Source organism: Marmoricola sp. URHB0036, assembly GCF_000426045.1.
Lineage (GTDB): Bacteria > Actinomycetota > Actinomycetes > Propionibacteriales > Nocardioidaceae > Marmoricola.
The window spans coordinates 196,174-214,654 of record NZ_AUEP01000007.1; the positions used below are offsets into that span (position 1 = coordinate 196,174).

The window sequence follows — 18,481 nt, forward strand, 5'->3', positions numbered from 1 at the left end:
CGTCGCCGACCCGGAGAGGCAGATGCAGACCCACGACGGACACCAGCTGAGCGTGACGACGTACGGCCCGGACGACGCACCGCTCACCGTCCTGCTGGCGCACTGCTGGACGCTGAACCAGCAGGGCTGGCACTACCAGGTCCGCGACCTGCAACGCGAGTTCGGCCACGGCATCCGCATCATCACCTGGGACCACCGCGGCCACGGGGACTCCACCCCGGTGCCCCGGTCGCACGCCACCGTCGACCTGCTGGCACGTGACATGGCCGACCTCGTCGACGACCTGGCCCCGACGGGGCCACTCGTCCTGGCCGGGCACTCGATCGGCGGGATGACCCTGATGGCGCTCGCCGACGCCCGCCCCGAGATCTTCCAGCGGGTGGTCGGGGTGGCCTTGGTGTCGACCTCGTCCGGCGCCCTCGACACCGTCACGCTCGGACTGCCGGAGACCGGACAGCTGCTGCGCGCGCAGATCCCGCGGATGCTGGCCCTGCGGTCCCGCACGCTGTCCCGGCGACAGCGACGCCGGGCTCCGATCGTGGAACGGCTGGTGATGCGCCGGTTCGTGTTCGGCCGGCCGTTGCGTCTCGCCGACGCCGCGCTGGCGGTCGACGGGTTGATCAACTCGCCGGGTGACACCGTCGTCGGCTTCTACAAGGACTTCATGACCCACGAGCGCACCGACGCCCTGAAGGTCCTCGACGGGATCCCCACGCACGTGCTGGTCGGCACCCGGGACGTCCTGACACCGCCGTCGCACGCCCGCCGGATCGCCGACCACGTCGAGGGTGCCGTGCTCACCGTGGTGCCCGACGCCGGCCACATGCTCCCCCTCGAGCGCGACCAGCTCGTCTCCGGCGTCCTGATCCGGCTGATCCGAGCCGCCCTGTGACGGCCCGGGCGGCAGCGGTCCTGCTCGCGGCGGGATCGGGCACGCGGGTGGGCGCGGAGACCAACAAGGTGCTCCTCCCCCTCGACGGGATCCCTGTCCTCGCCCGCTCGGTGCGGACCGTGCTGGACGTCGATGGCGTGCACCGGGTCGTGCTCGTCGTACGCCCGGAGGACCGGGAGGAGGTCTCCAGCGCCGTCGCCCCCCACCTCGGGGCCCACGACCTCTGGCTGGTGGACGGCGGTGCGCACCGGCACGACTCGGAGTGGCAGGCGCTGCAGGTGCTGGCGGCCGACATCGAGAACGACGAGCTGGACGTCGTCGCCATCCACGACGCCGCACGACCGCTCGTCGAGGCATCCCAGTGGCGTGCCGTGATCGACGCCGCGGTCGAGCACGGCGGCGCCATCCCGGTCGTCGAGTCCCCGCAGCTCTCCCGCGCCGACGGCTCGTTGGCGCCCCGGGGGCTGGTCAGCGTGCAGACGCCGCAGGCCTTCCGCGCCCGCGACCTGCTCGAGGCCTACCGCCGGGCGGAGGCCGACGGCTTCCTCGGCACCGACACCGCCGCCTGCCTGGAGCGCTACACGGGGGTGCGGATCGCAGGAGTGCCGAGCACGCCGGCCAACCTGAAGGTGACCTTTCCCGAGGACCTCGGTCTCGCCGAGGCGTTGCTCAACCTGCTCCGCTGAGCGCGACCAGCACCTCGAGGTCGCCCTCCGACACGATCCGGCGTCCCAGCGCCGGGGCCGGCAGGTGACGCACCGGGAAGCGCTGCGAGAGCTGCGCCACCAGGGCGGGGAGGTCATCGGTGTCGAGGTGGTCGAGTGCGGCCACCACGGCAGCCGGCAGCACCACCGGCGAGGTGACGCAGACGAGGCCCTCGCGGTCGACGGTCGCGCCGAGCCGGGTCCCGTCGTACTCCTTGACGGTGTCGGTCACCGGTCGCACCCCGACCACCACGGCGCCGGTCCGATCGCACTCCGCAACCGCCTCCTCGATGAACGCGGCCGGGGTGAGCGGGCACAGCGGGTCGTGGATGACCAGCGCCCGGTCGGCGTCCTGCACCGCCTCGAAGGAGACCAGGTAGTCGAACAGCTCGACCTCGGCGCTGCTCAGCGCCCAGGACGCGGCCGCCACCAACGACTCCCCGTGGACCAGCGCGTAGGGCAGCGATCCCCGCGCGTCGGTGGGGACGATGCCCAACGGGTGTTGCTCCATGGTGGCCCCCTGTTCGACTGACGGTTCGGTCGGCGGTTCGGTCGGCGGTTCGGTCGGCGGTTCGGTCGGCGGTTCGGCCGGCGGTTCGGCCGGCGGTTCGGTCGGCGGTTCGGCCGGCGGTTCGGCCGGGCGCCCGGCCGAGTTCTCAGTGAGCGGGTGGAATTTCACCCCTCCACTGACAGTTTGGCCGGGCGCCCGGCCAAACCGCAGGTCCGGACATGCATCGAGCCCCCGGAGCGAATCACGGGGGCTCGACGGAGACTGCGGAACAGTCGGGTCAGGAGGCCAGAACCTCATCGAGGATGGTCTCGGCCTTGTCCTCGTTGGTGTGCTCGGCCAGGGCCAGTTCGGAGACCAGGATCTGGCGAGCCTTCGCCAGCATCCGCTTCTCACCGGCGGACAGACCGCGGTCACGCTCGCGGCGCCACAGGTCGCGGACGACCTCGGCCACCTTCATCACGTCACCGGAGTGCAGCTTCTCGAGGTTGGCCTTGTAGCGACGCGACCAGTTGGTCGGTTCGTCTGGTACGACGGCCCGCAGCACGTCGAAGACGCGGTCCAGGCCCTCCTTGTCGACGACGTCGCGGACACCGACGAGATCGAGATTGCACGCGGGCACCCGGACGACCAGGTCCTGCTGGGCAACGATGCGGAGAACGAGGTACTGCTTCTCTTCGCCCTTGATGGTGCGCATCTCGATGTCTTCGATGACTGCGGCCCCGTGATTCGGATAGACGACCGTTTCGCCGACAGTGAATGTCATATGTTGTGAACCCCTTTCGAGGTGACCAGTCTAACACGGTTGACGGGGCCCCCTATCCAGTGTTTGTGCAGGTCAGAGCCCTAATCCGGGCTTGACAAACCCGGTTTTCATGTGCCGCGAGGGGGTTCTCGCGGCACGGACCGGTGCCCGAAACGTTCCCGCCGCCGGGCCGCGATGCTCAATACTTCGGTCCATGACAGCGCAGGCCACCCGGAAGGCGACCCGGAAAGCACCGCGGGCTCCGGGACAGATCCGTTCCTTGCTGCGAGCGGTCCATCCGCGGCAGGCGCTGGCCTTCGCCGTGGTGGTCGGCACCTTGGTCGCACTCACCGGCCGACCCGGTCGCGAGATCGCGGTCAGCGCCGTGACGGTGCTCGTCGCGCAGCTGATCATGGGCCTGCTCAACGATCTGCTCGACCTCGACCGCGACCGCATGGGCGGGGCGAAGAACAAGCCGATCGCGGAGGGGATCATCCCGCCCGGCAACGCCAGCTTCGCCATCGCCGTACTCCTGCTGCTGGTGATCCCGCTCTCGCTGCAGAACGGCACCCAGGCGGGGCTCTACGTGCTGGCGACCCTGGTCGTGGGCGCCGTGCACAACCGCTGGCTGCACACGACGGCGCTGTCCTGGGTGGGCTGGGCGGTCACGTTCGCGCTGCTCACCTTCTTCGTCACCTACGGCGGCTGGGGCCGCGACGTGGACGGGTCGGCGCCGCTGACCACCTTCGTGGTGCTGTGCGCCCTCCTGGGCGTGTGCGTGCACTTCCTGACCTCGCTCCCGGACCTCGTGGTGGACAACCAGGCAGGCACCAAGAACCTCCCGCTGCGCGTCGCGTTGCGCACCGGCGCCCCCCGGCTGCTGGTGGTGGCGATCGCCGTGACCGTCGTGGTGGTGGTCGCGATCGTCTGGACCACGGCCCAGGCCGGAGCCATCGCCTCGTGAGCGATAGGCTCGTGCCCGCTGGTCGACCCTCGAGAGGAAGAGCATCGTCATGTTGACGTCCACCCGTCGTCGCCTTGCCGCCGGCGCCATGGTGCTGCTGGTCCCGGTGCTCGGAGCCTGCGGCTTCAGCGAGCAGACCGATCAGGTCTACCAACCCGCCGTCGGCACGGACGACCGCTCCGGCAACGTCGACATCCTCGGCGCCGTGGTGGTCAGCTCGCTCAACGGCGAGGGCACCTTCGTCGCCTCGCTGGTCAACAACAACCAGGACAAGGACGACACCCTGGTGACCATGACCGGAGACGGCCTCGACGTCTCGTTGACGGCCCCGATCAAGGTGCCGGCCGGCGACCTGGTGAACCTCGCGGACAGCGGCGCGGTGAGCGTCACCGGCGAGACCGTGCAACCGGGCAAGTTCGCCCGCCTCACGCTCACCTTCGAGAGTGGCCAGAAGACCGAGTTGAACGTGCCGGTCGTGCCCTACTCGGGTGACTACGACGACGTGCGGCTGGCCAGCCCCAAGAGCACCCCCGCTCCCTGACCGGCATGAGCGACCCCCGCACCCTGATCCTGCTCCGCCACGGCGAGAGCGACTGGAACGCCAAGAACCTGTTCACCGGTTGGGTCGACGTGCCGCTCACCGAGAAGGGCCGCGCCGAGGCCGTCGCCGGTGGCGAGCAGCTCGTCGAGGCCGGCCTGCTCCCAGACGTCGTGCACACCTCGCTGCTGCGCCGCGCCATCACGACGGCCCACCTCTCGCTGGACGCCGCCGACCGGCACTGGATCCCCGTACGCCGCTCCTGGAGGCTCAACGAGCGGCACTACGGAGCACTCCAGGGCAAGGACAAGAAGCAGACCCTCGAGCAGTACGGCGAGGAGCAGTTCATGACCTGGCGCCGGTCCTTCGACGTGCCGCCGCCTCCGATCGATGACGACGACGAGTGGTCGCAGGCCGGTGACGTGCGGTACGCCGACCTCGGCGCCGTGCTGCCCCGCACCGAGTGCCTCAAGGACGTCATCGAGCGGATGCTCCCCTACTGGGAGTCCTCGATCGTGCCCGACCTCGCGGGGGGCGACACGGTGCTGATCGCGGCGCACGGCAACAGCCTGCGCGCGATCGTGAAGCACCTCGACGGCATCAGCGACGAAGACATCGCCGGCCTGAACATCCCGACCGGACAGCCGCTCGTCTACCAGCTCGACGCCGAGATGCGCCCGCTCGAGCGCGGTGGTCGCTACCTCGACCCGGAGGCCGCCGCGGCCGCCGCCGAGGCCGTCGCCAACCAGGGCCGCTAGCGGAACTGGTGTGGGCGGCGCAGGAGCGCCGGCAGGTTGGCCGCACCCGGGGCAGCGTCAGTCGTGGCCATCCAGTCGCCGGAGTTGGTCATCTGGCAGCGCTGCAGTGAGAGGCAGCCGCAGCCGATGCACGAGTCCAGCCCGTCGCGCAGCCGCTCCAGCGCGGCGATCTGGTCGTCCAGCCGTCCCCGCCAGTGCCGCGTGATCCGCTGCCAGTCGGCGCGGTTCGGGACCCGTCCCGCGGGCAGTCGGTCGAGCTCCTCGCGCACCTCGTCGAGGGTCAGCCCGATGTTGGAGGCGGCCCGGATGAAGGCCAGCCGACGGAGCACGTTGCGCTCGAACTGGCGGCGTCCACCTGGCGTCCTGGTGGCCGAGATCAGTCCCTCGGACTCGTAGAACCGGAGCGCCGACGCGGCGTACCCACTGCGCTTGGAGACGTCCCCCATCGACAGCAGCTCACGCGAATCCATCGACACCCCTTGATCTCAAGTTAACTTTAACTTTAACACTGGGACGCATGACGACAACAACTCCTCCCACAGCACTGATCACCGGCGGCTCGTCCGGACTCGGCCTGGCCCTCGCTCGCGCGCTCGACGACGCAGGCTGGATCGTGGTCACCGACGCCCGCGACGCCGATCGCCTCCGTACCGCCCTCGAGGGCACCACCGTCCACGGCGTGCCCGGCGACATCGCCGAGGCCAACCACCGCGCCGACCTCGTCGACGTGGTGTCCGGACTCGGCGGGCTCGACCTGCTGGTGCTCAACTCCAGCACGCTCGGACCGCTACCGATGCGACCGCTCGCTCAGTACGAGCCGCTCGAGTTCGGCGAGGTCTTCCGCGCCAACGCCGGAGCCCCGGGCTCGCTGATGGTCGCCCTCACCGGACAGCTCCAGCAGCGCGCCGGCATGGTGATCGGCATCTCCTCGGACGCCGCGGTGCAGCACTACGAGACCTGGGGCGGGTACGGCGCGTCGAAGGCCGCCCTCGACCACCTGGTGCTCACCTTCGGGGCCGAGACCGGGCTGGCGACGTACGCCGTCGACCCGGGCGACATGCGCACCCCGATGCAACAGGCGGCGTTCCCGGACGAGGACATCTCCGACCGCCCGCTCCCCGAGGCAGTGGTGCCGAGACTGCTCGCGCTGGTCGACCGACGCCCGCCGTCGGGTCGCTACCTCGCCGCCGAGATCGCCCCGTCGACCACACGGCTGGAGGTGGCCGGGGCATGACCATCCTGAGCGAACACTCGCACGTCCGGTTCCACAACGCCGCGGAGTCGACCGCGCCGGCGCCACCCGAGATGCGCGGGGACTCCCGCGACGACGTACGCCTGCTGGTCGCGCGACCGAGCGGCATCGCGCACCACCGGTTCGCGGACCTGCCGGACCAGCTCGAGCCGGGCGACCTGGTGGTCGTCAACGACTCGGCGACGGTGAATGCCGAGGTCGACGCGGTCCGCCGCGGCGCCCCCATCGTGCTGCACGCGGCCGGTCGCCTCGACGACGACACCTGGGTGGTGGAGCTGCGCACCGCTCCTGACGCCGCCCAGCCGATCCTGGACGCCGACCCCGGCGAGACCGTGGGAGTGGGCGAGCTGCCGGTGACGCTGCTGGCGCCGTACCCCCGCGAGGACTCGTCGCCGACCGGGACCGGCAACCGGCTGTGGCGTGCTCGCGTCGAGGGCGACCTCCGCACGCTCCTGGACCGGCACGGTCGACCGATCGCCTACGGCTACCTGGACGACCGCTACCCGCTCTCGGCGTACCAGTCGGTGTTCAGCCGGCGTCCCGGCAGCGCGGAGATGGCCTCGGCCGGGCGGCCGTTCACCGACGCACTGGTCACGGACCTGGTCACGCGAGGGATTGCCGTGGCGCCGGTGACCCTGCACACCGGCGTCTCCTCCCAGGAGGCCGGCGAGGGACCGCAGCCCGAGTGGTTCCACGTGCCGGCCACGACCGCGCGGCTGGTGGCTCACACCCGTGCGCACGGCGGCCGGGTGGTCGCGACCGGCACCACCGTCACCCGCGCGCTCGAGTCGGCGGTCGTCGACGGGACGATCCGGGAGTCGTGGGGTTGGACCGACCGCGTGGTCACCCCGGCGCACCCTGCGGTGGTGGTGGACGGACTGATCACCGGCTGGCACGACGCCGAGGCCTCACACCTGCTGCTGGTCGAGGCGATCGCCGGCACCGAGCTCGCGCAGGCGGCGTACGACGGAGCGGTGGCCGGCGGCTACCGCTGGCACGAGTTCGGCGACTCGGCGCTGTTCCTGCCGTAGTCGCCGGCGAGCACCCTCAGGCGTACTGCGGGTGCTCGCCGGTGACCAGGAAGACCACGCGTCGCGCGATGGACACGGCGTGGTCCGCGATGCGCTCGTAGTAGCGGCCGAGGAGGGCGATGTCGACGGCCGGCTCGACGCCGTACTTCCAGTCCGAGCCGAGCAGCTCGCGGAAGGAGTTGCGCCGGAGCTTGTCCATCTCCTGGTCGACCTCCTCGAGCTCCTCGGCAGCGGCGACGTCGGAGTGGGCGATCACGTGCTCGACCTTGCCGATCATCACCTCGGCGACCGCGGCCATCCGGGCGATCATCGGGACGACCTGGTCGGGCACGGCGACGTCGGGGACGCGGAGGCGGGCGATCTTGGCGATGTGCACGGCGAGGTCGCCCATCCGCTCGAACTCGCTGACCATCCGCAGTGACGCGACCAGCATCCGCAGGTCGCCGGCGACGGGGTTCTGGAGCGAGAGCAGCTCGAAGCTGTGCTCCTCGAGCTTCTCGCGGAGGTTGTCGATCTGGACGTCGTTGCTGATGACCTGCTCGGCCCGTTGGGCGTCACCCTCGAGCAGGGCGGCCGTGCCCTCGGAGACGGCCTCGCGGACGAGACGGGCCATGGTCACGAGGTCGTCCCGGATCGAGTCGAGCTGGTCGGCGTAGGCATCGCGCATGTCCGTCAACCTACGGCGGCCAGGTGAAGTGTTGGCGTCGTTGCGTGAATCGAAGGTGAACAGTCCCGTAAGGACCAGTCCGAGAAGCCAACCTTGGGTGAAACCCTGCGTACGATCGAAGGCGTGAGCCCGACAGTCCAGGCCCTCCTCTTCGCGCTGCTCGGAGCAGTGCTGGGCGGTGGCGCCGTGCTGGCGTTCCGGGTGAGCGAACGGCAGATGCGCCCCGTCGAGGCGCCCGAGCCCGCCCTTCCTCCGGGCGTCGCGGCCGTGCTCTCCGTGCTGCGCAGCTCGGCCCTGGTCGTCGACGGTAGCGAGGCCGTGCTCAAGGCGTCCGCACCTGCCATCGCCATGGGCCTCGTGCGCGGTCACGAGATCACCGTGCGCGAGCTGGCAGAGCTGGTCCGGCAGGTACGCCGCGACGGGCAGATCCGCGAGACCGAGCTCCTCGTGCAGCGCCAGGGGATGCCGCCGCGCCACGTGACCGCCCGCGTCGCGCCGCTGAGCAGCCAGCTCGTCCTGGCCCTCGTCGAGGACCGCACCCGCGAGCGCCGCGTCGAGTCGATCCGCCGCGACTTCGTGGCCAACGTCAGCCACGAGCTGAAGACCCCGGTCGGCGCGATCAAGCTGCTCTCCGATGCCGTCATCGACGCCGCCGACGACCCCGAGGCCGTGCAGCGGTTCGCCGGGCGGATGCACACCGAGAGCGAGCGCCTCGCCCGGCTGGTGCAGCAGATCATCGAGCTCTCCCGGCTCCAGGGCGACGACCCGCTCGACGAGCCGGTCGCCGTCGAGGCCGACAAGATCATCGCCCGCGCCATCGACGAGAGCCTCACCGATGCCGCCGCCAGACAGATCGAGCTCGTCCAGGACGGCACCGAGGGACTGGTGCTCCTGGGCAACCGCGAGCAGGTGGCGGTGGCCGTCGGCAACCTGGTGGCGAACGCCGTGGCCTACTCCCCCGAGGGTTCCTCGGTCGTGGTCGGCGCCACCGGGCACGACACCGCCGTCGACATCACGGTCACCGACCGCGGCATCGGCATCCCGGCCCACGAGCTCGACCGCATCTTCGAGCGCTTCTACCGCGTCGACCCGGCCCGCCACCGCTCCACCGGTGGCACGGGCCTCGGCCTGTCCATCGTCAAGCACGTCGCGGCCTCCCACGGCGGCGAGGTGCGGGTGTGGTCGGTCGAGGGCCAGGGGTCGACGTTCACCCTGACCCTGCCCCGCAAGCCCGGGCCGCTGCCCAGCTCGGCCCACCACCCCGGCGCAGCCGGGTCACATGCCATCAATGAGGAGACCGCGTGAGTCGCGTACTGGTCGTCGAGGACGAGGAGAGCTACAGCGATGCCCTCGCCTACATGCTCCGCAAGGAAGGGTTCGAGGTGGCCATCGCCGCCACCGGCCACGAGGCGCTGGCGGAGTTCGACCGCGCCGGCGCGGACATCGTGCTGCTCGACCTGATGCTGCCCGGCATCCCCGGCACCGAGGTCTGCCGCCAGATCCGGCAGACCTCCAACGTCCCGGTGATCATGGTCAGCGCCAAGGACGACGAGGTCGACAAGGTGGTCGGCCTCGAGCTCGGCGCCGACGACTACGTCACCAAGCCGTACTCGCCGCGCGAGCTGGTCGCCCGCATCCGGGCGGTCCTGCGACGCGGCGCCGAGCCCGACCTGGCACCGCTGACCCTCGAGGTCGGCAACGTCCGGATGGACGTCGAGCGCCACATCGTGACCGTCGGCGGCGCGGAGGTGCGGCTGCCGCTCAAGGAGTTCGAGCTGCTCGAGATGTTCCTGCGCAACCCCGGCCGGGTGCTCACCCGCGGCCAGCTCATCGACCGGGTGTGGGGGTCCGACTACGTCGGGGACACCAAGACCCTCGACGTGCACGTGAAGCGGCTGCGGGCCAAGCTCGAGGACAACCCGGCCGAGCCCAAGCTGCTCACCACGGTCCGCGGGCTCGGTTACAAGCTCGACCTCTGAGCTCCCAGGGGGGCGCGGCTGGATCTCGACGTACGCCGACCGAAAACCGCGTGCTGCTTGTCGGTACCGGTCCCTAGGCTCGGTGCGTGACACCGAAGACCGCACCCTCGTGGCTGCCCTTGGCCGCCGTGTCCTGCACGCTCCTCTTCTGGGCGTCCGCGTTCGTGGCCATCCGCCACCTCGGCGACGACTTCTCCGCCGGTGCGCTCTCCCTCGGTCGCCTGCTCGTCGGCGCTGCGTGCCTGGCCGTGATGGCACTGTCCCGCGGGGTGCCGCGACCCAGCCGTCGCGACTGGGTGTCGATCGTCGCGATCGGGGTGCTCTGGTTCGGGCTCTACAACGTCGCGCTCAACCAGGGCGAGCGCTCCGTCGACGCCGGCACCGCCGCGATGCTGATCCAGGTCTCGCCGGTGCTGATCGCCCTGCTCGCCGCGATCTTCCTCGACGAGCGGTTCACGCTCCACCTCGGGATCGGCCTGGCGCTGGCGTTCAGCGGTGTCGCCCTGATCTCGCTGTCGACGTCGTCGGGCAGCAACAGCGACCTGGTCGGCGTCCTGCTCTGCCTGGTCAGCGCCGTCGCCTACTCGATCAGCCTGATCCTCCAGAAGCCGCTGGTCGGCCGGCTGGCCGCCGTCCACGTCACCTGGCTGGCCTGCACGATCGGCGCGATCAGCTGCCTGCCGTTCGCCGGCGACCTCGTCCGCGAGGCCAAGGACGCGCCCGCCTCGTCGCTGTGGTGGCTGGTCTACCTCGGGGTGTTCCCGACGGCGATCGCGTTCACGACCTACGCCTTCGCGCTCAAGCACATGACGGCCGGCAACCTCGGCGTGACGACCTACCTCGTCCCGCCGATCACCATCGTGCTCGGGCTGATCTTCCTGTCCGAGGCTCCGCCCACGATGGCGTACGCCGGCGGCGTGCTCGCACTGATCGGTGTCGCGGTCGCTCGACGCAAGCCGCGGCCGAAGGCTCCCGACCCGGCGCACCCCGAGGCCGCAGCGCTGCGATGACGGAATCCCCGGTCAACCGGGGATTCATGCACCCCTACTCGCCCTCGGGGGTGCCCAGCTCATCAAGCGCCAGCGGCCCCCGGAAGGCCTCGAGGTTGCGGATGGGTTCTCCCCGGGAGATCCGCCACTCCCACTCCTTGCGGATCGAGGAGGCGAAGCCGAGCTCGAGGATCGTGTTGAACGAGCCGTCGGCGTACTCCAGCACCGCGCCGAGCAGCCGGTCGATCTCCTCGCTGGTGGCCGAGGACAGCGGCAGCCGGGCATCGAGGTAGATGTCGCCCATCCCGTCGAGCCCGAAGGAGACGGCGTACATCTTCATGTTGCGCTCGAGCATCCAGCGGTAGACGCCCTCGAAGTTCTCGTCCGGCTTGCGGCACACGAAGGCGTGCACCTCGAGGGCGTGCCGGCCGACGTCGAAGCGGCACGGCGTCTGCAGCTTCTTCTCCCCCGGGAGCTCGACCATCAGCGAGGTCGGCGAGATCGCCTTGTACTCGAGCTCGCCGTCGTCGAACACCTGACGCAGGGCGGCCAGCGCCTGTGCGCGTTCGGGGCTCAGGGCATCGGAGGGGTCGTCGTTCACGGTCCCGATGATGTCAGGGCCGCACACACGCCTCAGAGGGCGATGCCGCTGAGGTCGGCGCGCATCTTCTGCTGGGCGGTCGCGTAGACACCGAGCATCACCTCGGCCGTCCGGTCCCAGCCGAACTGCCGGGCGTGGGACTCGGCCCCTGCGGCCAGCCGTACCCGCAGGCCCGGCTCGAACAGGACGCGCTCGAACGCGGCGGCGTACGACGCCGGCTCGTGGTCGGCGACCAGCAGCCCGGAGCTCTCGTCGCGCACTGCGGTGGTGAGGCCGCCCACCGACGCGGCGACCACGGGTGTCCCGGTGGCTTGGGCCTCGATGGCGACCAGCCCGAAGCTCTCGTTGTACGACGGCACGCAGACCAGGCTGGACGCGGCGTACCAGTCCACCAGGTCCTCCTGGGCGACCGGCGGCACGAAGCGGACCGACGAGGAGATGCCGAGCTCCTCGGCCAGGCGCACCAGCGAGTCGGGGCTGTCGAGCCCGGAGCCGGACGGGCCACCCACGACTGCCACGGTCAGCGACGAGCGCAGCTCCGGGCGCTCCGAGAGCAGCACCGCCACGGCGCGCAACATCACGTCGGGCGCCTTGAGCGGCTGGATGCGGCCGACGAAGGTGATCACCTGGCCGGAGTCGGGCAGACCGAGCCGCTTGCGTGCGGCGGCCATGCCGGGGTTGCGGAACATGGAGAGGTCGACACCGGGGTGCACGACCTCGACGCGACCGGGGTCGGCGTCGTAGAGGTCGATGAGCTGCCTGGCCTCGTCATCGGTGTTGGCCACCAGCATGTCGGCGGCGGCGACCACCTGCTCCTCGCCGATCAGTCGGGTCAGCGGCTCCGGGGTGTCGCCCAGGGCCAGCGCGGCGTTCTTCACCTTGGCCATCGTGTGCATCGTGTGCACCAGGGGCACGCCCCAGCGGTCACGGGCCAGCGCACCGACCTGGCCGCTCAGCCAGTAGTGGCTGTGCACGAGGTCGTAGTAGCCGGGCGGGTGGTAGGCCTCGGTGCGCAGCACCTCTCGGGCGAAGACGCACAGCTGGGCGGGCAGCTCGTTCTTGGTCAGGCCCTCGTAGGGACCGGCCGCCACGTGGTGCACGCGGATGCCGTCACTGACGTCGACGACCGGGGCCAGCGAGCTACCGGTCGCGCGGGTGAACACGTCGACCTCGACCTCGCGCGCCGCCAGCCGACGGGCCAGCTCGAGGACGTAGACGTTCATGCCGCCTGCGTCACCGGTGCCGGGCTGGTCGAGCGGGGAGGTGTGCAGGCTGATCATCGCGACCCGGCGCAGGTCACTCACCTGGGCCGGCGCGCCGTCGTACGACGAAGAGAACGCCATCCATACCTCCGAAGGACCCAACCACCGGAGGTTCCGGTCCATTCCGCTGCCTATCATGGCCGCCGCAGCCCCTATCCCAACAGGAGGCCCCATGCCCCGCACCGCCGTCGTCACCGGAGCCAGCAGCGGCATCGGCGCCGCCACGGCCCGCGCGCTCGCCGGCGACGGGTTCCACGTGGTCTGCGCGGCCCGGCGCCAGGACCGGATCGAGGAGCTGGCCGCGGAGATCGGGGGTGCGGCGGTGGTGTGCGACGTCACCGACGACGACTCCGTGCGGGCGCTCGCCGCAGCCGTGGACAGCGTGGACGTGCTGGTCAACAACGCGGGGGGTGCCGTCGACGCGGCCACGGTCGAGGACGCCGACGTCGCGGACTGGGCGCGGATGTTCGACCTGAACGCCCTCGGCATGGTCCGGGTCACCCAGGCCCTGCTCCCGGCCCTGCGAGCCGACGGTGGCGGGCTGGTGGTCAACATGGGCTCAACCGCGGGCCGGGTCGCCTACGAGGGCGGTGGGGGCTACACCGCGGCCAAGCACGCCGTGGCGGTGCTGACCAGGACGCTGCGCCTGGAGCTGGTGGCCGAACCGCTGCGGTTCACCGAGATCGCCCCGGGGATGGTCAGGACCGACGAGTTCGCGCTGAACCGGTTCGGTGGCGACACCGAGCGCGCCGACGCCGTCTACGAGGGTGTCGCCGAGCCACTGGTCGCCGAGGACATCGCCGAGATGGTCCGCTGGGTGGCCTCGTTGCCCGCGCACGTCAACATCGACGAGCTCGTCTGCCGCCCGCGTGCCCAGGCCGCGCAGCACAAGGTGTACCGCGAGACGTAGGGCTCAGCCGCGACGCCACCAGCTCTTTCGAGCGGGCTCCGGTTCGCGTCGGGCGGCCCCGGCCTGCGGCTGGCGCTTCTTCGGCGGGCGACGCACGCGCAGCAGCGGTCTGCCGGCCACCTGCTGGACCTCTTGGCGCCAGAACTCGCGCTCGTCGATCCACTGCGTCAGCACGTCAAGCCAGGGCTCGGTCTCGTCGAAGGTCGCGTAGAGCTTGTTCATCGTCACCGCGAACGGGCGCAGGTCCTGCGTGGTGGCCTGCCACACCGCCGCCGCGACGCCAGGAGTGTGCGGGGCACGGTAGTCGTCGAAGACGACGACTCCACCCGGCTTGAGCAGGGTTCGGGCTGCCGCGATGTCCTCGACCACGTGCTCGTAGAGGTGCGAGGCGTCGATGTGCACGAAGCGATGGGTCCCGTGCGGGGCGCGGTCGACGATCGAGGCGCTGGGACCGCGCACGACCACGGGGAGCGTGTCGTGGACGGTGAGGTAGTACTTCTCGAACGCCTCCTGCGAGAGCTCGGCGTACTGGTCCTCGTTCTCGGCCCGGTTCTCCTCGGCCGTGGCCTCCTGCTCGAACAGGTCCACCACGGTGAACGTCTCCCCCGGTCGCTGGTGCCAGCCGATCAGCGCCGCGCTCTTGCCGAGGTAGACACCGAGCTCGGCCAGGTCCCCGCCGCCGAGACGCGCCTCGGTCTGCCGCAGGAGCTGGTCGAAGACCTCCATGTCCATCCGCATGAACCAGCCGGGGATGTCGTCGATCTGCCGGTACGGCGGCCTGGGGTCCTGGGGAGTCTGGGCGGGTGTCTCCGTCATGGAGGGATGGTGTCAGAGACGGGCTACGGGCGGTTGAACACCGTCCCCCTGGTGGGCGGTGGTGGCTCGAACGGCTTGAGCGCGAAGCAGCTGGCGACGTAGGCCCCCGAGTCGCTCGGCCACTGCGAGGCCGACCCGGGATAGGCGCGCCCGGCGACACCGCCCTTCGTGGCGGAGACCGAGTCGAGCAGCGTCTGGCAGACCTTGTCGAGCCTGGCGTACTCGGCGTCGCTGAGCGCGACGTACGCCCCGCGGGCGCCGGTGCGCACGGCCCGCTTGCCGTTGACCTGGCCGTTCTCGATGGCGGTGTTCAGGATCATCTCGCCGATGTCCTCGGCCTGGTGGCGACGACTGCAGGGCAGGTAGGTGCCCGGCGTGTTCAGGCACACCCGCGCGGTGATCGGCACCTTGCTGGTCGTGATGTCGGCGAAGCGGAGGGTCCCGGGCCGGTCCTGCTCGAAGGTGCAGACGAACTTCTTCTGGCCCTGGGCCCACAGGTCGGCCGGGAACGGGTCCCATGCCACGTGCAGCCCGCCGTTGACGTTCAGCGACGGGCCGAGCTGCACCGGCAGCCCCCCTGCCTTCCGTTGCGCCTGCCCGTAGGGGGTGCCCGCCATGCACAGGTCGTTCACCTGGTCGCGCACCTTGCGGTACAGCTCGGACTTCTGGTCGAGCAGGTCGGCGTAGTCCTTGATCCGGGCGGTCAGCTGCGGCGAGACCTCGACGACGTTGTAGAGCTCGAGCGAGTGCGGCGAGGAGCAGTCGATCTCGTCGGTGAACGCCGCGTCGTCGCGCATGGCGTCGCCGAGGGTGGAGTCGCCTCCGGCGTACTTGTCCACCCAGGCGTCGAACGCCTTGGCGCCCAACGCGTCGGGGAGCTGCTGGTCGCCCCAGCAGGTGTCGGCCGTCAACGTCTTGACGGGCTGGTCGGCCGTCGACTCGCGCTTGGGCGCGGTGGCCTCGCTGCTGCAGGCGGTGAGACCGATCAGGAGGGCCGCGGCCGCGATCGTTCCGGCGACGCGTGTGGACATGGGCTCAGCGTCGCAGATAGGTCCGAATCCCCCGGACGACGGCGGCTGCGTAGCGCGCCCGGCCCGGGGCGGAGGTCATCCGGCGCGCGTCGGTCGCGTTGCGCATGTTGCCGATCTCGATCATCGCGACGGGGACGTCGGACATGTTCAGCGTGCCGAGGTCGCTGCGGACGTCCAGGCCGCTGCCGCCGCCGATGTAGTTCGACCGCGGGACCCCGCCACGGGTCAGCGACGTGCGCAGCACCTTGGCCAGCCGCAAGGACGCCGTGGCGATGTCGGTCGTCCAGGGCTTGCGGCGCGTCGGCGCGATCACGTGGAAGCCGTGGTCGGACGACGGCGCCCCGTCGGCGTGCAGCGACACCGTCAGGCGGGCGCCGACCCTCCTCCCGAACCGGCCGCGGGCATCGACGCACGGACCCCACTTCGTGACGCTGTTGGTCACCCGCGTCATCCGGACCCTGGCGCCGAGCGCCTCGAGCCGGCGCTTCACGGCCTGTGAGAGCCGGAAGTTCACGGTCGCCTCGGGTACGCCGCTGTTGGTGGCCGCACCGGTGGTGTTGCACGGCTTGGTGAAGCCGCCGGCCTGGACGGGGCGGTTGATCTCCCGGGTGTGCCGGCTGTTGCCGAGCTGGTGCCCGGGGTCCAGCGCGATGACCAGCCCGTGCAGGGGCTTCGCTGCGGCCCGGGCACTGCCGGCCTGGACAGCGGGGGTCGATCCCGTCGAGTCGGCCACGCTGGTCGCGGTGAGCGCGGGCAGCGTCGTACCCGCCACCGTCACGGCGACGAGCACGGCCAGCATGCGTGGCAAAACGGACACGCAGGCCACGATAGACTCGACGGCGCGCCTCTCGGCGCCGAACCCCATTTCCCCGACACCTGTCTGCCAGCGCGCCCGCGGGCGGGCAGACGGAAGGCCACAGGCATGAGCACCGCCGACCAGACCAACTCCCAGCGGCAGGTCCGCGCCGACCTGCGCAACGTCGCCATCGTTGCCCACGTCGACCACGGCAAGACGACGCTGGTCGACAAGATGCTGTGGCAGGGCGGCGCCTTCGGCGAGCACCAGCACGTCGACGAACGAGCGATGGACTCGGGCGACCTCGAGCGCGAGAAGGGCATCACCATCCTCGCGAAGAACACCGCGATCCACTACGCCGGCCCGTCCGCCGGCGGCAAGCCGATGACGATCAACATCATCGACACCCCGGGCCACGCCGACTTCGGAGGCGAGGTCGAGCGCGGGCTGTCGATGGTCGACGGCATCGTCCTCCTGGTCGACGCCTCCGAGGGGCCGCTGCCACAGACCCGGTTCGTGCTGCGCAAGGCGCTGAACGCCGACATGCCCGTCGTGCTGGTCGTCAACAAGGTCGACCGCGGCGACGCCCGCATCGCCGAGGTCGTGGACGAGACCTACGAGCTGTTCATGGACCTGCTCGACGAGTCGCACAGCCAGGACGCACTCGACTTCCCCGTCGTCTATGCCTCGGCCAAGGCCGGCCGGGCGTCGCTGGAGATGCCCGAGAACGGCGGCCTGCCGGACTCCGAGGACCTCGAGCCGCTGTTCAGGACGATCCTCGAGACGATCCCGGCGCCCGTCTACACCGAGGGCGCACCGCTGCAGGCCCACGTCACCAACCTCGACGCCTCGCCGTTCCTCGGCCGGCTCGCACTGGTCCGGGTCCGCGAGGGCACGCTGCGGAAGAACCAGACCGTGGCCTGGATGAAGACCGACGGCAGCAAGCAGAACGTCAAGATCACCGAGCTGCTGGTCACCGAGGCACTCGAGCGCAAGCCGGGCGAGTCGGCCGGTCCCGGCGACATCGTCGCGATCGCCGGCATCCCCGACATCATGATCGGCGAGACCCTGGCCGACGCCGAGAACCCGGTGGCGCTGCCGCTCATCAAGGTCGACGAGCCGGCGATCTCGATGACGATCGGCATCAACACCTCCCCGCTCGCGGGCCGCGGCCCGACCAAGAACACCAAGGTCACCGCGCGGCTGGTCAAGGACCGCCTCGACAAGGAGCTGGTCGGCAACGTCTCGCTCAAGATCCTGGACACCGAGCGCCCCGACGCCTGGGAGGTCCAGGGCCGTGGCGAGCTGGCGCTGGCGATCCTGGTGGAGCAGATGCGGCGCGAGGGCTTCGAGCTGACCGTCGGCAAGCCGCAGGTGGTCACGCGCGAGGTCAACGGCAAGGTGCACGAGCCGGTCGAACGGCTCACCATCGACGCACCCGAGGAGTACCTCGGCACGATCACGCAGCTGATGGCCGTCCGCAAGGGCCGGATGGAGCAGATGACCAACCACGGCACCGGGTGGGTGCGGATGGAGTTCCTGGTGCCGGCGCGCGGACTGATCGGCTTCCGCACCGAGTTCCTGACGGACACCCGCGGCACCGGCATCGCCCACCACGTCTTCGAGGGCTACGAGCCGTGGGCCGGCGAGATCAAGTCGCGCTCGCAGGGCTCACTGGTCGCCGACCGGTCGGGCGCCGTGACGGCGTACGCCATGACCAACCTGCAGGAGCGCGGCGTCCTCTTCGTGGAGCCGACGACCGAGGTCTACGAGGGAATGATCGTCGGCGAGAACTCGCGGGCCGACGACATGGACGTGAACATCACCAAGGAGAAGAAGCAGACCAACATCCGGTCCGCCACCTCCGACAACTTCGAGAAGCTGATCCCGCCGAAGAGGCTCTCCCTCGAGCAGTCGCTGGAGTTCTGCCGCGAGGACGAGTGCGTCGAGGTCACCCCCGACGCCGTACGCATCCGCAAGGTGCACCTCGACGCCCACGACCGGGCCAAGAGTGCTGCTCGGGCTCGGAAGGGCTGAG

At 70.7% G+C, this 18,481-nt stretch carries 21 protein-coding genes; 12 read left to right on the forward strand and 9 right to left on the reverse strand.

Annotated elements, in window-relative coordinates; all coding sequences use genetic code 11:
- Positions 1 to 22 precede the first annotated feature (22 nt).
- A complete protein-coding gene (locus H976_RS0109220; protein ID WP_051276554.1) occupies positions 23 to 892 on the forward strand; it encodes an alpha/beta fold hydrolase in 870 nt (289 codons plus the stop codon).
- Positions 889 to 1,578 carry a 2-C-methyl-D-erythritol 4-phosphate cytidylyltransferase gene (locus H976_RS0109225; protein WP_036225489.1) on the forward strand — a complete coding sequence of 230 codons (690 nt, stop codon included), beginning with the start codon at positions 889 to 891 and terminating at the stop codon, positions 1,576 to 1,578. The genes H976_RS0109220 and H976_RS0109225 overlap by 4 nt, the downstream gene beginning before the upstream one ends.
- On the opposite strand, the gene H976_RS29920 is transcribed toward H976_RS0109225, so the two are convergent.
- Both H976_RS29920 and H976_RS0109235 read right to left on the reverse strand, forming a co-directional pair.
- On the reverse strand, positions 1,562 to 2,107 hold the full coding sequence (locus tag H976_RS29920) for a 2-C-methyl-D-erythritol 4-phosphate cytidylyltransferase (protein ID WP_051276604.1): 546 nt from the start codon (positions 2,105 to 2,107) through the stop codon (positions 1,562 to 1,564). The two genes, H976_RS0109225 and H976_RS29920, sit on opposite strands and share 17 nt — an antisense overlap.
- A 277-nt stretch (positions 2,108 to 2,384) precedes the next feature.
- Positions 2,385 to 2,870, reverse strand: coding sequence for a CarD family transcriptional regulator (locus tag H976_RS0109235; RefSeq protein ID WP_027861301.1), 486 nt, complete (start codon positions 2,868 to 2,870; stop codon positions 2,385 to 2,387).
- Positions 2,871 to 3,063: 193 nt separating this feature from the next.
- Between H976_RS0109235 and H976_RS25450 the strand changes: the two genes are divergently transcribed.
- From H976_RS25450 to H976_RS0109250, 3 genes are read left to right on the forward strand one after another with little or no spacing between them, the layout of a single operon-like run.
- On the forward strand, positions 3,064 to 3,813 hold the full coding sequence (locus tag H976_RS25450) for a UbiA family prenyltransferase (RefSeq protein ID WP_196804024.1): 750 nt from the start codon (positions 3,064 to 3,066) through the stop codon (positions 3,811 to 3,813).
- A 49-nt stretch (positions 3,814 to 3,862) separates the two neighbouring features.
- Entirely contained in the window at positions 3,863 to 4,354 is a 492-nt protein-coding gene (locus H976_RS0109245) for a hypothetical protein (RefSeq protein WP_155918116.1), read from the forward strand.
- A 5-nt stretch (positions 4,355 to 4,359) separates the two neighbouring features.
- Entirely contained in the window at positions 4,360 to 5,109 is a 750-nt protein-coding gene (locus tag H976_RS0109250; protein WP_027861303.1) for a phosphoglyceromutase, read from the forward strand.
- Here the strand turns inward: H976_RS0109250 and soxR are convergent.
- Positions 5,106 to 5,579 carry a redox-sensitive transcriptional activator SoxR gene (gene soxR, locus H976_RS0109255; RefSeq protein ID WP_027861304.1) on the reverse strand — a complete coding sequence of 158 codons (474 nt, stop codon included), beginning with the start codon at positions 5,577 to 5,579 and terminating at the stop codon, positions 5,106 to 5,108. The two genes, H976_RS0109250 and soxR, sit on opposite strands and share 4 nt — an antisense overlap.
- A 47-nt stretch (positions 5,580 to 5,626) precedes the next feature.
- On the opposite strand from soxR, the gene H976_RS0109260 reads away from it, so the two are divergent.
- Together H976_RS0109260 and H976_RS0109265 are read left to right on the forward strand one after the other, a co-directional pair.
- A complete protein-coding gene (locus tag H976_RS0109260) occupies positions 5,627 to 6,343 on the forward strand; it encodes an SDR family oxidoreductase (RefSeq protein WP_027861305.1) in 717 nt (238 codons plus the stop codon).
- Positions 6,340 to 7,392: an S-adenosylmethionine:tRNA ribosyltransferase-isomerase gene (locus H976_RS0109265; protein WP_027861306.1), complete on the forward strand. Its 1,053-nt coding sequence runs from the start codon at positions 6,340 to 6,342 to the stop codon at positions 7,390 to 7,392. Before H976_RS0109260 ends, H976_RS0109265 begins: the two co-directional genes overlap by 4 nt.
- A gap of 16 nt (positions 7,393 to 7,408) precedes the next feature.
- Here the strand turns inward: H976_RS0109265 and phoU are convergent, their stop codons facing one another.
- Positions 7,409 to 8,059 (reverse strand): phosphate signaling complex protein PhoU, encoded by a 651-nt coding sequence (gene phoU / locus H976_RS0109270; protein WP_027861307.1) that lies wholly within the window; start codon positions 8,057 to 8,059, stop codon positions 7,409 to 7,411.
- A gap of 123 nt (positions 8,060 to 8,182) precedes the next feature.
- On the opposite strand from phoU, the gene H976_RS0109275 reads away from it, so the two are divergent.
- The 3 genes from H976_RS0109275 to H976_RS25455 all read left to right on the forward strand — a co-directional run bounded on the left by H976_RS0109275 (position 8,183) and on the right by H976_RS25455 (position 11,048).
- Positions 8,183 to 9,364 (forward strand): cell wall metabolism sensor histidine kinase WalK, encoded by a 1,182-nt coding sequence (locus H976_RS0109275; protein WP_027861308.1) that lies wholly within the window; start codon positions 8,183 to 8,185, stop codon positions 9,362 to 9,364.
- Positions 9,361 to 10,038, forward strand: a complete 678-nt coding sequence (locus tag H976_RS0109280; RefSeq protein ID WP_027861309.1) for a response regulator transcription factor — start codon at positions 9,361 to 9,363, stop codon at positions 10,036 to 10,038. The genes H976_RS0109275 and H976_RS0109280 overlap by 4 nt, the downstream gene beginning before the upstream one ends.
- Positions 10,039 to 10,124: 86 nt before the next feature.
- A complete protein-coding gene (locus H976_RS25455; RefSeq protein ID WP_036225498.1) occupies positions 10,125 to 11,048 on the forward strand; it encodes a DMT family transporter in 924 nt (307 codons plus the stop codon).
- A 34-nt stretch (positions 11,049 to 11,082) separates the two neighbouring features.
- On the opposite strand, the gene H976_RS25460 is transcribed toward H976_RS25455, so the two are convergent.
- Complete coding sequence (locus H976_RS25460) at positions 11,083 to 11,628, reverse strand: YbjN domain-containing protein (RefSeq protein WP_369759015.1); 546 nt, start codon at positions 11,626 to 11,628, stop codon at positions 11,083 to 11,085.
- Between the two features lie 32 nt (positions 11,629 to 11,660).
- Entirely contained in the window at positions 11,661 to 12,971 is a 1,311-nt protein-coding gene (gene mshA / locus H976_RS0109295; protein ID WP_051276558.1) for a D-inositol-3-phosphate glycosyltransferase, read from the reverse strand.
- 91 nt (positions 12,972 to 13,062) lie between these two features.
- Here mshA and H976_RS0109300 point away from each other — a divergent pair, with 91 nt between their 5' ends.
- Entirely contained in the window at positions 13,063 to 13,800 is a 738-nt protein-coding gene (locus H976_RS0109300; protein WP_027861311.1) for an SDR family NAD(P)-dependent oxidoreductase, read from the forward strand.
- A 3-nt stretch (positions 13,801 to 13,803) separates the two neighbouring features.
- Here H976_RS0109300 and H976_RS25465 read toward each other — a convergent pair whose 3' ends face one another.
- Genes H976_RS25465 through H976_RS0109315 form a run of 3 tightly spaced genes read right to left on the reverse strand, consistent with a single transcriptional unit; the run spans position 13,804 to position 16,464 of the window.
- Positions 13,804 to 14,616 carry a class I SAM-dependent methyltransferase gene (locus tag H976_RS25465; protein ID WP_081682790.1) on the reverse strand — a complete coding sequence of 271 codons (813 nt, stop codon included), beginning with the start codon at positions 14,614 to 14,616 and terminating at the stop codon, positions 13,804 to 13,806.
- Between the two features lie 23 nt (positions 14,617 to 14,639).
- Positions 14,640 to 15,647 carry a hypothetical protein gene (locus tag H976_RS0109310; protein WP_027861312.1) on the reverse strand — a complete coding sequence of 336 codons (1,008 nt, stop codon included), beginning with the start codon at positions 15,645 to 15,647 and terminating at the stop codon, positions 14,640 to 14,642.
- Between the two features lie 4 nt (positions 15,648 to 15,651).
- Positions 15,652 to 16,464 carry an N-acetylmuramoyl-L-alanine amidase gene (locus H976_RS0109315; RefSeq protein ID WP_231388842.1) on the reverse strand — a complete coding sequence of 271 codons (813 nt, stop codon included), beginning with the start codon at positions 16,462 to 16,464 and terminating at the stop codon, positions 15,652 to 15,654.
- Between the two features lie 105 nt (positions 16,465 to 16,569).
- Here H976_RS0109315 and typA point away from each other — a divergent pair, with 105 nt between their 5' ends.
- Positions 16,570 to 18,480, forward strand: a complete 1,911-nt coding sequence (typA, locus tag H976_RS0109320; protein WP_051276560.1) for a translational GTPase TypA — start codon at positions 16,570 to 16,572, stop codon at positions 18,478 to 18,480.
- Position 18,481 lies beyond the last annotated feature (1 nt).

Bases quoted from the DNA above. Each gene is read 5' to 3' on its own strand.
- H976_RS25450 (WP_196804024.1), top strand. From the start codon at position 3,064: ATGACAGCGCAGGCCACCCGGAAGGCGACCCGGAAAGCACCGCGGGCT.
- soxR (WP_027861304.1), bottom strand. From the start codon at position 5,579: ATGGATTCGCGTGAGCTGCTGTCGATGGGGGACGTCTCCAAGCGCAGT.
- H976_RS0109265 (WP_027861306.1), top strand. From the start codon at position 6,340: ATGACCATCCTGAGCGAACACTCGCACGTCCGGTTCCACAACGCCGCG.
- H976_RS0109235 (WP_027861301.1), bottom strand. From the start codon at position 2,870: ATGACATTCACTGTCGGCGAAACGGTCGTCTATCCGAATCACGGGGCC.
- typA (WP_051276560.1), top strand. From the start codon at position 16,570: ATGAGCACCGCCGACCAGACCAACTCCCAGCGGCAGGTCCGCGCCGAC.
- mshA (WP_051276558.1), bottom strand. From the start codon at position 12,971: ATGGCGTTCTCTTCGTCGTACGACGGCGCGCCGGCCCAGGTGAGTGAC.
- H976_RS29920 (WP_051276604.1), bottom strand. From the start codon at position 2,107: ATGGAGCAACACCCGTTGGGCATCGTCCCCACCGACGCGCGGGGATCG.
- H976_RS0109260 (WP_027861305.1), top strand. From the start codon at position 5,627: ATGACGACAACAACTCCTCCCACAGCACTGATCACCGGCGGCTCGTCC.
- H976_RS0109250 (WP_027861303.1), top strand. From the start codon at position 4,360: ATGAGCGACCCCCGCACCCTGATCCTGCTCCGCCACGGCGAGAGCGAC.
- H976_RS0109220 (WP_051276554.1), top strand. From the start codon at position 23: ATGCAGACCCACGACGGACACCAGCTGAGCGTGACGACGTACGGCCCG.
- H976_RS25465 (WP_081682790.1), bottom strand. From the start codon at position 14,616: ATGACGGAGACACCCGCCCAGACTCCCCAGGACCCCAGGCCGCCGTAC.
- phoU (WP_027861307.1), bottom strand. From the start codon at position 8,059: ATGCGCGATGCCTACGCCGACCAGCTCGACTCGATCCGGGACGACCTC.
- H976_RS0109300 (WP_027861311.1), top strand. From the start codon at position 13,063: ATGCCCCGCACCGCCGTCGTCACCGGAGCCAGCAGCGGCATCGGCGCC.
- H976_RS0109310 (WP_027861312.1), bottom strand. From the start codon at position 15,647: ATGTCCACACGCGTCGCCGGAACGATCGCGGCCGCGGCCCTCCTGATC.
- H976_RS0109245 (WP_155918116.1), top strand. From the start codon at position 3,863: ATGTTGACGTCCACCCGTCGTCGCCTTGCCGCCGGCGCCATGGTGCTG.